This window comes from Kitasatospora sp. NPDC002040, assembly GCF_040296785.1.
Classification (GTDB): domain Bacteria; phylum Actinomycetota; class Actinomycetes; order Streptomycetales; family Streptomycetaceae; genus Kitasatospora.
Genome location: NZ_JBEOXV010000009.1, coordinates 1 through 12,010 on the forward strand (window position 1 = coordinate 1; position 12,010 = coordinate 12,010).

The 12,010-nt window shown below is 70.3% G+C and carries 11 protein-coding genes; 8 read left to right on the forward strand and 3 right to left on the reverse strand.

The genetic code is table 11. From position 1 onward, the window contains the following. Positions 1-122: 122 nt before the first annotated feature. Complete coding sequence (locus ABT118_RS20290) at positions 123-590, reverse strand: NUDIX domain-containing protein (protein WP_350670394.1); 468 nt, start codon at positions 588-590, stop codon at positions 123-125. A 106-nt stretch (positions 591-696) separates the two neighbouring features. Between ABT118_RS20290 and mshD the strand changes: the two genes are divergently transcribed. From mshD to pstB, 8 genes are all read left to right on the forward strand, one after another. Beyond that, positions 697-1,629: a mycothiol synthase gene (gene mshD, locus ABT118_RS20295; RefSeq protein ID WP_350670399.1), complete on the forward strand. Its 933-nt coding sequence runs from the start codon at positions 697-699 to the stop codon at positions 1,627-1,629. A 220-nt stretch (positions 1,630-1,849) separates the two neighbouring features. Beyond that, on the forward strand, positions 1,850-4,057 hold the full coding sequence (locus ABT118_RS20300) for an RNA degradosome polyphosphate kinase (RefSeq protein ID WP_350670402.1): 2,208 nt from the start codon (positions 1,850-1,852) through the stop codon (positions 4,055-4,057). A gap of 80 nt (positions 4,058-4,137) precedes the next feature. Beyond that, positions 4,138-5,220, forward strand: coding sequence for a CHAD domain-containing protein (locus ABT118_RS20305; RefSeq protein ID WP_350670404.1), 1,083 nt, complete (start codon positions 4,138-4,140; stop codon positions 5,218-5,220). Further along, positions 5,205-5,693 carry an NUDIX hydrolase gene (locus tag ABT118_RS20310; protein WP_350670407.1) on the forward strand — a complete coding sequence of 163 codons (489 nt, stop codon included), beginning with the start codon at positions 5,205-5,207 and terminating at the stop codon, positions 5,691-5,693. Before ABT118_RS20305 ends, ABT118_RS20310 begins: the two co-directional genes overlap by 16 nt. A 233-nt stretch (positions 5,694-5,926) precedes the next feature. Beyond that, positions 5,927-7,057, forward strand: a complete 1,131-nt coding sequence (pstS, locus tag ABT118_RS20315) for a phosphate ABC transporter substrate-binding protein PstS (protein WP_350670409.1) — start codon at positions 5,927-5,929, stop codon at positions 7,055-7,057. A gap of 141 nt (positions 7,058-7,198) precedes the next feature. Then, positions 7,199-8,176: a phosphate ABC transporter permease subunit PstC gene (gene pstC, locus ABT118_RS20320; RefSeq protein WP_350670412.1), complete on the forward strand. Its 978-nt coding sequence runs from the start codon at positions 7,199-7,201 to the stop codon at positions 8,174-8,176. Beyond that, on the forward strand, positions 8,176-9,246 hold the full coding sequence (pstA, locus tag ABT118_RS20325) for a phosphate ABC transporter permease PstA (RefSeq protein WP_350670416.1): 1,071 nt from the start codon (positions 8,176-8,178) through the stop codon (positions 9,244-9,246). The genes pstC and pstA overlap by 1 nt, the downstream gene beginning before the upstream one ends. 42 nt (positions 9,247-9,288) lie before the next feature. Beyond that, positions 9,289-10,065 carry a phosphate ABC transporter ATP-binding protein PstB gene (gene pstB, locus ABT118_RS20330; protein WP_350670418.1) on the forward strand — a complete coding sequence of 259 codons (777 nt, stop codon included), beginning with the start codon at positions 9,289-9,291 and terminating at the stop codon, positions 10,063-10,065. Between the two features lie 109 nt (positions 10,066-10,174). Here the strand turns inward: pstB and ABT118_RS20335 are convergent, their stop codons facing one another. Both ABT118_RS20335 and ABT118_RS20340 read right to left on the reverse strand, forming a co-directional pair. Further along, entirely contained in the window at positions 10,175-11,170 is a 996-nt protein-coding gene (locus ABT118_RS20335) for an inorganic phosphate transporter (protein ID WP_350670419.1), read from the reverse strand. Between the two features lie 5 nt (positions 11,171-11,175). Next, positions 11,176-11,796: a DUF47 domain-containing protein gene (locus ABT118_RS20340; protein WP_184915803.1), complete on the reverse strand. Its 621-nt coding sequence runs from the start codon at positions 11,794-11,796 to the stop codon at positions 11,176-11,178. Positions 11,797-12,010 lie beyond the last annotated feature (214 nt).

Sequence of the window (12,010 nt, forward strand, 5' to 3'; positions counted from 1 at the left end):
TGCAGGGGGGACCCTGTGGGAGAGTAGGACGCCGCCGAACAATCTTTGGTCAGAAAGCCCCGCCGGGTAACCGGCGGGGCTTTCTGCATTTCCGGACCGGAACAGAACGAACGGGGCGGAACTCAGGCCGACACCCGGCCGTGCGCCGGCCGGGACCGGTACAGCTCCAGTGCGATGTCGACCAGCGACACCCGTTCCAGGCCGGCCACCTCACTCAGGGGGATCCAGGCCGCCAGGTCGGTCGAGCCGTTGGTCTCGTGCTGGAGGCTGCCGCCCGTCACCCGGGCGGCGTAGACGATCCGCAGGCTGTGGAAGTCGGTCGGGACCTTGTTCCGGGCGAACGGCGGGTCGATCAGCTGCCGGGAGTCGACGCCGAGCAGCAGCTCCGGGACGACTTCGTAGCCGGTCTCCTCCCGGACCTCCCGGATCACCGCGTCGTACGGGTCCTCCCCGTGGTCCAGCCCGCCGCCGGGGACGGTCCACGCGTGGGTGCCGTCGCCGCCGACCCAGCGGGCGAGCAGCACCTGTCCGTCCTGCACGCACACGCCGTACGCGGCCACCCGCTGTCGTCGTACCCGCTCCGCCGTCATGTCAGGACTCCCTCCGTACCGGGACAAGCAGAGCCGACAGCCAATCATCGGACGGACCCGCGGGACCACCCGGTTTCGGCTCCTGCTGCCGCGTAAGGTCGGCGGCATGGAGACGAGGAACCCGAGTCAGGACGGCATCCGGAGCACCGACAGCCTCAGCCGCGACGATCTCGCGGCCGCCGGGGCGGTGCTGGCGGCGGCGAGTGCGGTGGACGGCCGGGAGGCGGTGTCGGAGGCGGGACGGCTGCGGCTGCGGGAGGACAGCGTGCGGCCGGGGGTGACCCATCTGGTGCAGCGTCAGGAGGGGGTGCCGACGGGGTACGCGCAGTTGGAGACGGCGGACAGCCGGACCACGGTGGAGCTGACGGTCCATCCGGACCACCGGCGGCTCGGTCTGGGCCGGCAGCTGCTGGACGCCACGCTGGCCGAGGTGGACGAGGACACTGTCGACTTCTGGGCGCACGGCGGCCACCCGGGTGCGGCCCGGTTGGCGGCGGAGTACGGGGCGGTGCTGGTCCGGGAGCTGCGGCAGATGCGGCGGCCGAGCGAGCCGGTGCCGGCCGAGCCGGAGCTGCCCGAGGGCGTGGTGCTGCGGAGCTTCCGCCCCGGCACGGCGGACGGGGCGGCGTGGCTGCGGCTGAACGCGCTGGCGTTCGCCCACCACCCCGAGCAGGGCAGCTGGACCGAGCAGGACCTGGCCGACCGGCTGGCCGAGCCGTGGTTCGACCCGGCCGGGCTGTTCCTCGCGTTCCGGGGGGAGCAGCTGGTCGGGTCGCACTGGACCAAGGTGCACCCGGACGGTCTGGGCGAGGTGTACGTGGTGGCGGTGGACCCGGCGGAGCAGGGCAGCGGTCTCGGCCGGGCGCTGACGGCGGCCGGGCTCAGGCACCTGGCGGAGGACCGGAAGGTGCCGGCCGTACTGCTCTATGTGGACGCCGACAATCCGGCCGCGGTGCGGGTATATGAACGACTGGGATTCACCATCCACGAGGTGGACCTGATGTACCGCATCGCCGCAGGTGGTGACAGGGTGAGCTGACCCGGACACGGGGTGACGGACTCAGCTTTCCTCCTGGCCATGCGGTGTTTACCGTGGATTAAGTTGCCGCCGCAAAGATCACAGGATGACGTCAGCAGTGCCACGCCCCCGGTCGGCCGGACACCCTTCGGCCGACCGGTCTCCGACCGCCCCCGGCGGTTGGGCGCTGGCGCCCGCCGCCGGGCACCCGGAGACCGTCCTGCTGGAGGAGCTGGAACCCATGAGCGTCCCCCGTCCCGCGTCCGTCCCGAAGGCCCCGAGCCCCAAGACCACCACCGTTCTGCCCACCGTCGTGCCCTCCGCGCTGCCGCCGTCGCTGGCGCTGGCCGACGCCGAGCTCCAGGCCGACGGCCAGGAGCTGGACGAGCTGCCGCAGGGCCGCTTCCTGGACCGCGAGCGCAGCTGGCTGGCGTTCAACGAGCGGGTGCTGGAGCTGGCCGAGGACCCGCAGATCCCGCTGCTGGAGCGGGCCAAGTTCCTGGCCATCTTCGCCAGCAACCTGGACGAGTTCTTCATGGTCCGGGTGGCCGGGCTGAAGCGCCGGATCGCCACCGGGGTGGCGCAGCGCTCGGCCTCCGGTCTGCAGCCGCGTGAGGTGCTGGACCAGATCTGGACCAGGTCGCGGGAGCTGATGGCCCGTCACGCGGCCACCTTCCAGCAGGAGGTGCTGGCGGACCTGGCGGCGGAGGGGATCGAGCTGGTCCGCTGGGCGGAGCTGGCGGAGAAGGAGCAGGCCCGGCTGCACACGCTGTTCCGGCAGAAGATCTTCCCGGTGCTGACCCCGCTGGCGGTCGACCCGGCGCACCCGTTCCCGTACATATCGGGGCTGAGCCTGAACCTGGCCGTGGTGGTGCGCAATCCGGTCTCCGGCCACAAGCACTTCGCCCGGGTGAAGGTCCCGCAGTCGCTGTCGCGCTTCCTGGAGGCGGGCCCGCAGCGGTACGTCCCGCTGGAGGACGTGATGGGGGCGCACCTGGAGGAGCTCTTCCCGGGGATGGAGGTGCTGGCGCACCACGCGTTCCGGGTGACCAGGAACGAGGATCTCGAGGTCGAGGAGGACGACACCGAGAACATCCTCAAGGCGCTGGAGAAGGAGCTGATGCGGCGTCGGTTCGGCCCGCCGGTGCGGTTGGAGGTGGAGGAGTCGATCGACCCCTACATCCTCGACCTGCTGGTGCGGGAGCTGAACATCACCGACGCCGAGGTGTTCCCGCTGCCGGGGCCGCTGGATCTGACCGGTCTGTTCGGGATCGCCGACCTGGACCGGCCGGAGCTGCGCTACCCGAAGTTCGTGGCGGGCACGGCCCGGGGCCTGATCGAGGTGGAGTCGGCCTCGCAGCCGGACATCTTCGCGGCCATGCGCGAGCGGGACGTGCTGCTGCACCACCCGTACGACAGCTTCTCGACCTCGGTGCTGGCGTTCCTGGAGCAGGCGGCCAACGACCCGGACGTGCTGGCGATCAAGCAGACGCTGTACCGCACCTCGGGCGACTCGCCGATCGTGGACGCGCTGACCGACGCGGCCGAGTCCGGCAAGCAGGTGCTGGTGCTGGTGGAGATCAAGGCGCGCTTCGACGAGCAGGCCAACATCAAGTGGGCCCGCAAGCTGGAGGAGGCGGGCTGCCACGTGGTCTACGGCCTGGTCGGGCTGAAGACGCACTGCAAGCTCTCGCTGGTGGTCCGGCAGGAGGGCGACACGCTGCGGCGGTACGCCCACGTCGGGACGGGCAACTACCACCCGAAGACGGCCAGGCTGTACGAGGACCTGGGGCTGCTGACGGCGGACCCGCAGGTCGGTGCGGACCTGTCGGACCTGTTCAACCGGCTGTCCGGGTACAGCCGGCGGGAGTCCTACCGCCGGCTGCTGACCGCTCCGCGCGGGCTGCGGGACGGGCTGGTGGCGCGGATCCAGCAGGAGATCGCGCACCACCGGGCGGGGCGGCCGGCGTTCGTGAAGATCAAGGTCAACTCGATCGTGGACGAGGCCGTGATCGACGCGCTGTACCGGGCCTCGCAGGCCGGTGTGCCGGTGGACGTCTGGGTGCGCGGGATCTGCGCGGTCCGGCCCGGGGTGGCGGGGCTGAGCGAGAACATCCGGGTGCGCAGCATCCTGGGCCGGTTCCTGGAGCACTCCCGGATCTTCGTGTTCGGGAACGGCGGCGAGCCGGAGGTCTGGTTCGGCAGTGCGGACATGATGCACCGCAACCTGGACCGCCGGATCGAGGCGCTGGTGCGGGTCACCGACCCGGCGGCCCGGGCGGAGCTGTCGGGGCTGATCGACCTGGGGATGTCGGACGAGACGGAGTCCTGGCACCTGGGGTCGGACGGCCGGTGGACCAGGCACTCGCAGGACGCCGACGGCCGGCGGCTGCGGCACGTGCAGGACCTGCTGATCGACTCGCGACAGCGCCGACGCAAGCTGCCTTAGCAGCAGCTGAGAGACAGTCACCATCCCCGGGGCATCCGCCACCACAGCGGGGACAGCCCTCGGGGGGACGAGGAACCAGCATGACCGATCTGCCGACGACGACGGAGCGCACCGACCATCCGGCCCCGCCGGGGGAGGTGCTGGCGGGGTACCTGCACGCCCGGGCCGGGGCGTTCCTGCGGGCGCTGCCGCTGGCGGTGGGGGAGGCCGGGTCGCGGACCGGGTCGCTGCCGAGCGGCGGGGGCCCGCAGGCCGCCGCCACCGGGACGGGTGAGCTGCTGCGCTGCGTGCGGCGGATCGGCGGGGCGCTGCACACCTACTCGGCGGCGTTCGAGCCGGAGTGGGCGGAGCAGACCAGGACCGAGCTGCGCTGGCTGCTGGAGCTGCTGGCGCAGGAGCCGGGGTACGTCCGGCGGTCGGCCCGGCTGCTGGCGGCGCTGGACTCGTTGAGCGAGACCGATCCGCGCCGGCCGGGGATGCTGGCCGGGCACGCGGGGGCGCCGAAGGCGCGGGCGCTGATGGAGCGCCAGCTGACGCTGGCGCGGACCAGGGCGCACACCGCCCTGCTGCAGGAGCTGCGGTCGGCCCGGCTGCACGCGCTGGCGGACCGGATGACGCTGCTGGCGGGGGAGGTTCCGCTGGTCGCGGGCGGCGGCGGTGAGCTGCGGGTGCAGGTGGCGGACGCGCTCGGGCTGCTGTCGGCCGGGGTGGCGGCGCTGCCGCCGGCCCGGGCGCCGTACGGGGGTGAGGGTCTGCACCGGCTGGGGGCGGTGCCGGCCCAGTCCTCCCCGGTGGACCCGGTGGGGGCGGTGCAGCAGGCGGCCGAGGTGGCGGCGGACGCGGCGCTGGCGGCGGACGACGCGCCGTGGCACCGGGTGCGGATCCTGGTGAAGCGGGCCCGGTACGCGTTGGAGGTGTGCGGGGCGGGGCTGGCGGAGCTGGACGGGATCGACCGGGTGCTGGACCGTCACCAGGAGGCGGCGGACGCGGCGGTGACGGTGTCGACGGCGGCGCGGACGCCGCGGATCACCCCGGCGACGGCGTACGTGCTCGGGGTGGTGCATGCTGATCAGCGACTGGAGGTGGAGGCGTCGAGGTACGCCTTCGGACACCAGTGGCCGACTCTCCAGCATCACGGGTGGCACGAATGGGCAAGCTGCTGACCGCACCGGTCCGGGGGCCGCGACGCCGGTCGGCCCGGCACGGGCAGACGATCCTGGCGGCCGGGGCGGTGCTCTGGGTGCCGGGGCCGCCGAAGAAGCGCGGGCCGGGTCGGAAGAAGCCGCGGATCGCGCTGATCCACCGGCCGAAGTACGACGACTGGTCGCTGCCGAAGGGAAAGCTGGACCCGGGTGAGGGCTGGCGGGCGGCCGCGCTGCGGGAGGTCCGGGAGGAGACCGGGCTGCACTGCGTGCTGGGGGTGGAGCTGCCCACCCAGCACTACCTGGCGCAGGGGCGGGCCAAGGAGGTCAGGTACTGGGCGGCGGTGCCGACCGGTGGTGCGTTCGCGCCCAACCGCGAGGTGGACCGGCTGAAGTGGCTGTCGCCGCGGAAGGCGAAGGCCCGGCTGACCCACGAGCGGGACCGGGAGCTGGTGGACGCGCTGCTGCGGGCGCTCGCCGACGGGGCGTTCTGAGAGACCTGCTCGCGCTCTGCCTGTGACGCAACCGTTACTACCGATCGGTGTTTCCCGCCATCCGCCACAGGTTCACTCTCCGTTCATTTGCGACGGGCTGACGCGTCACCTACCCGGCCTAACTTCGGTATCACCGGAGGGCCGAACGGGCCCCGGACCACAGCAGAACCCGTACCGCCGTCCCGTCCCGGGACCCGGCAGAGAACGGGTGGTGCCACAGAAAGGGAACCCCTGTGAAGCTCCAGCGGAACGGCCGCTCCAAGGCCCTCGCGATCGGTGCCATGGCGCTCGTTGGCTCGCTGTCGCTCGCGGCCTGCGGCTCCGACGACAACACCGACCCGAAGGCCGCCGCCTCGACCGGTGCCTCGGCCGCCGCCAAGATCGACTGCGGCAAGGCCGGTCAGCTGCTCGGTGCCGGTTCCACCGCCCAGCAGAGTGCGGTCGACGTCTGGAAGGTCGCCTACGGCAACGCCTGCTCCGGTTCGACCATCACCTACTCCGGTGGCGGTTCGGGCGCCGGCGTGCAGCAGTTCAACCAGGGCAAGGTCGCCTTCGCGGGCACCGACTCGGCTCTCAAGGAGGCGGAGGTCACCGCGTCCAAGGACGTCTGCAAGACCGGCCAGGGCATCAACCTGCCGATGGTGGCCGGCCTGATCGCGATCGTCTACAACGTGGACGGCGTCGACAACCTGGTCCTGGACGGTCCGACCCTGGCGGGCATCTTCGACTCGAAGATCGTCAAGTGGAACGACCCGGCGATCGTCAAGCTGAACCCGACCGCCAAGCTCCCGGACGCCGACATCCAGGCGGTCCACCGCTCGGACGACTCCGGCACCACGGACAACCTGACCAAGTACCTGGAGAAGACCTCGGGCGGCGCCTGGCCGTACAAGGCCAGCAAGACCTGGGCGGGCAAGGGCGGCCAGTCGGCGGCCCAGAACGCCGGTGTCTCGGCCCAGGTGAAGTCGGGCAAGAACTCGATCGGCTACGCCGAGCTCGCCTACGCCCAGACCAACAACCTGAAGTCGGCCGCCATCGCGACCGGCGCCAGCAAGCCGGTCGAGGCCACCGCCGCCAACGCCGCCACCACCTTCGCCAAGGCGAAGATCGCGGGCACCGGCAGCGACCTGGCGCTGAGCCTGGACTACGGCACCAAGGACGAGGGCGCCTACCCGCTCGTCCTGGTCACGTACGAGGTCGTCTGCGACAAGGGCAACAAGGCCGAGACGCTCGACACCCTGAAGTCCTTCCTGAACTACGCGATCAGCGACGCCGGCCAGCAGGCCATCTCCACCAAGGGTTACGTTCCGCTCCCGAAGGAGCTGAGCGACAAGGTGAAGACCGCGGTCACCGCGCTCGCCTGATCCAACTGAACCACCGGCCGGGCAGCCCTCTAAGAGGGGGGCGGGGCTGCCCGGCCGGCTCACAGATCACCACAAGTCCGGGGCACCGCCGCCATGGTGCCGCCCTCCGCGGGGCAGCACCACCAGACCGGAGTACACACCATGACTTCATCACCCCCTGCCGCCGCTCGCGGCGGGGCCCGCCGGAGCCGGGACAGCCGGCGCGGCGACAGCATCTTCTTCAACCTCTCCCGCGGTTCGGGCATCCTGCTGCTGGTCATCATGGCCGCCATCGCAGGGTTCCTGACGTACCGTTCGTTCCTGGCCTTCGGCCACAACGAGGGCAACTTCTTCACCACCTTCGAGTGGCTGCCGGACGCACCGAAGCCGACCTTCGGCATCGCGGTGCTGGTCTTCGGCACCATCGCCAGCTCGGTGATCGCGATGGCGATCGCGGTGCCGGTGGCGATCGGGGTGGCACTGTTCATCTCGCACTACGCCCCGCGCCGGATCGCCCAGCCGTTCGCCTACCTGGTGGACCTGCTGGCGGCCGTGCCCAGCATCGTCTACGGCCTGTGGGGCGCGCTCTTCCTGGTGCCGCACATGAGCGGTCTGACCAGCTGGCTGGACCAGTACCTCGGCTGGACGTACATCTTCGACTCGACCAAGAACGGCGCCTCCCCGCGCTCCCTGTTCACGGTCGGGATCGTGCTGGCGATCATGATCCTGCCGATCATCACCGCCGTCTCCCGCGAGGTCTTCAAGCAGGCGCCGCGGATGCACGAGGAGGCGGCGCTCGCCCTGGGGGCGACCCGCTGGGAGATGATCCGCACCGCGGTGCTGCCGTTCGGCCGCCCGGGCGTGATCTCCGCCTCGATGCTCGGCCTGGGCCGGGCGCTCGGTGAGACCATCGCGGTCGCCACCGTGCTCTCCTCCAGCCCGGTGCTCTCGCTGCACCTGCTCGACCCGGGCGGCGGCACCTTCGCGCAGAACATCGCGCTCCGCTTCGGCGAGGCCGGCGAGAACGGCCGGAACGCGCTGATGGCCTCGGGCCTGGTCCTGTTCGTGATCACCCTACTGGTGAACGGTGCCGCGCGGATGATCATCGCGCGCCGCAAGGAATACTCGGGGGCCAACTGATGAGCGCCGTTACCGACTCCGTGGCCGTCGCGCCTCAGCTGCGCCGGGGTCTGACGACCAATCGGCTGCCGAAGTGGGCCCCGGCCGGGATCGCCGCCGTCGCGATCGTGCTCGGTGTCCTGATCGGGGTGCTGGGCGACCTGCAGAGCAGGATCCAGTGGGGCCTGATCGCCGGCCTGCTCTTCGTCGGCATCACCTACGGGCTCTCCGCCAAGGTCGAGGGCCGCCGGCAGGCCAAGGACCGGCTCGCCACCTCGGTGGTCTGGCTGGCCTTCGTGCTGGCCGTCATCCCGCTGGCCGCGCTGACCTTCTACACCCTCCAGCAGGGTGCCGGTGTGGTCAACGGCTGGTTCCTGAACCACTCCATGAAGGGCGTGATCAGCACCGAGGCGGGCGGCGGCGTCTACCACGCGCTGATCGGCACCCTGGAGCAGGTCGCGCTGGCCACCCTGATGGCCGCTCCGATCGGCCTGCTGACCGCCGTCTACCTGGTCGAGTACGGCCGTGGCCGGCTCGCCAAGGCGGTCACCTTCTTCGTCGACGTCATGACGGGCATCCCGTCGATCGTCGCCGGTCTGTTCATCCTCTCGCTCTGGATCCTGCTCTTCGGCTTCCAGTACTCGGGCTTCGCGGGCAGCCTCGCGCTGGCGATCCTGATGATGCCGGTGGTGGTCCGCTCCACCGAGGAGATGCTCAAGCTCGTCCCGAACGAACTGCGTGAGGCCTCGTACGCCCTGGGCGTGCCGAAGTGGAAGACCATCCTGCGGGTGGTCCTGCCGACCGCGATCGGCGGCATCACCACGGGTGTGATGCTGGCGGTCGCCCGCATCACCGGTGAGACCGCGCCCGTGATGATGCTGGTCTTCGGATCCGACATCATCAACGGGAATCCGTTCGAGGGCCCGCAGCAGTCGTTGCCGCTCTACATCTGGCAGCAGTACCAGAGCAACAACGAGTTCGGGTACGCCCGGGCCTGGGGCGCCGCGCTGGTGCTGATCGCCTTCGTGATGGCGCTCAACCTGGTCGCCCGCGCCATCGCACGCTGGCGCTCGCCCAAGTCCGGTCACTGAGCCTCCGACTGACGTACGAGAAGACACGAGAGAAGAACGATCATGGCCAAGCGCATCGACGTCAGCGGACTGTCCGCCTACTACGGCACCACCAAGGCCATCGAGGACATCTCGATGACCGTCGAGCCCCGCTCGGTGACGGCCTTCATCGGCCCCTCCGGCTGTGGCAAGTCCACCTTCCTGCGCACCCTCAACCGGATGCACGAGGTGATCCCCGGGGCCCGGGTCGAGGGCAAGGTGCTGCTCGACGACGAGAACCTGTACGGCTCGGCGGTCGACCCGGTCGCCGTCCGCCGGACCGTCGGCATGGTGTTCCAGCGCCCGAACCCGTTCCCCACCATGTCGATCTACGACAACGTGGCGGCCGGGCTGAAGCTGGCCGGCGTGAAGAAGAAGTCGGTGCTGGACGGCGTGGTGGAGCGGTCGCTCCAGGGCGCCAACCTCTGGAACGAGGTCAAGGACCGGCTGAACAAGCCCGGCGCCGGCCTCTCGGGCGGTCAGCAGCAGCGGCTCTGCATCGCCCGCGCGATCGCGGTCGAGCCCCAGGTGCTGCTGATGGACGAGCCCTGCTCGGCCCTGGACCCGATCTCCACCCTCGCCATCGAGGACCTGATCGGTGAGCTGAAGTCGCAGTTCACCATCGTGATCGTGACCCACAACATGCAGCAGGCGGCCCGGGTCTCCGACCGCACCGCCTTCTTCAACCTCGCCGGGGTGGGCCAGCCGGGCAAGCTGGTCGAGCTCGACGACACCCAGCGGATCTTCTCCAACCCGTCCGTCCAGGCCACCGAGGACTACATCTCGGGCCGCTTCGGATAACCACAGACTGCTTCGCGGCGCTGCATGGCGGTGCCGTCGCGGAGTCAGAAAGGGCCCGCCCCCCGTGATGTGGGGGGCGGGCCCTTGCCGTGCTGCGGGTCGAGCGGGATCAGGCGAAGAGCAGGTGCACGGCCCAGTACATCAGTGCGGCGACCGCGGCGGCGGCCGGCATGGTGATGAACCAGCCGAGCACGATGTTCTTGGCCACGCCCCAACGGACCGCGCGGATCCGCTTGGTGGCGCCCACACCCATGATCGCCGAAGTGATCACGTGCGTGGTGGAGATCGGCGCCTTGAAGACGAACGACGTGATGTACATGATCGTCGCGGCGGTGGTCTCGGCCGCGAAGCCCTGCGGCGGGTCCAGCTCGATGATCTTCCGGCCGAGGGTCCGCATGATCCGCCAGCCACCCGCGTAGGTGCCGAGCGAGAGCGCGGTGGCGCAGGAGATCTTCACCCAGACCGGGATGTCGCTGCCGGTCTGGTGCCCCGAGATGGTCAGCGCCATCACCACGATGCCCATGGTCTTCTGGGCGTCCTGCAGACCGTGCGCCAGCGCCATCGCGGCGGCCGAAGCGGTCTGCGCGACCCGGAAGTTGCGCTTGGCCCGGTGCGGATTGGCCTTCTTGAAGATCCACAGGATCGCCAGCATCACCAGGAAGCCGGCCACCAGGCCGACCACCGGGGAGAGGAACATCGGGATGACGATCTTGTCCAGCACACCGGACCAGATCACCTTGGTGCCGCCGGCCAGCGCCGCGCCCACCATGCCGCCGAACAGCGCGTGCGAGGAGGACGAGGGGAGGCCGAAGTACCAGGTGACCAGGTTCCAGGCGATCGCGCCGACCAGGGCGGCGAACAGGATGCCCATGCCCTGACGGCCCGTCGGGGTCTCGATCAGCCCCTCGGAGACGGTCTTGGCGACCCCGGTGCCGAGGAAGGCGCCGGCCAGGTTCATCACCGCTGCCATCGCCAGCGCGGCGCGCGGGGTGAGGGCCCGGGTGGAGACGGAGGTGGCGATGGCGTTCGCCGAGTCGTGGAAGCCGTTGGTGTACGTGAAGAAGAACGCCACGCCGAGGACGGCGATCAGTGCTGCCGTATCCACGCTGGTCAGGACTCCTTGACGGCGATGGTCTCCACCGTGTTGGCCACGTGCTCGAACGCGTCGGCGGCCTCTTCGAGGACGTCCACGACCTGCTTGAGCTTCAGCACCTCGATCGCCTCGTACTGGCCGCTGAACAGGTGCGCGAGCAGCTTCCGGTGGATCTGGTCGGCCTGGTTCTCCAGCCGGTTGATCTCGATCCAGTACTCGGTGAGCTTGTCCATGGTGCGCAGCTTCGGCATCGCCTCGGCGGTCAGCTCGGCCGCCCGGGCCAGCACCTCGATCTGCTGCTCGACGCCCTTGGGCAGGGTCTGGATGTCGTAGAGGACGACCAGGTCGACCGCCTCCTCCATGAAGTCCATGATGTCGTCCAGCGACGAGGCGAGGCTGTAGATGTCCTCGCGGTCGAAGGGCGTGATGAAGGAGGAGTTGAGCTGGTGGAACACCGCATGGGTGGTGTCGTCCCCGGCGTGCTCGGCGGCGCGCATGCGCTCGACGATCTCCGCGCGGGCCGACACGTCTGAACCCAGCAGTTCCAGCAGGAGCTTCGATCCCACGACCAGGTTCTCCGCGGCTGCGGCGAACATGTCGTAGAAGCTCGTCTCCTTCGGGGTCAGGCTAAAACGCACGGAAATCTCCGATGTGCGGGGTAGGGACTGAACGATGCTAGGCGCAAGGCGTCAGAAGTGCGCAAACGGGGTGATGTTCGAGGAACCGGAGGGTCCGGTTCCGCACTTCGGCGCGGGACGGTGCGATCGGGTCCGCACAGCTGTGTACGGACGTGCGCCATCAGTCTGACGGAACAGCGGCCCGATTGCCCCCGTGCTGCGGCCGGAGATCCGT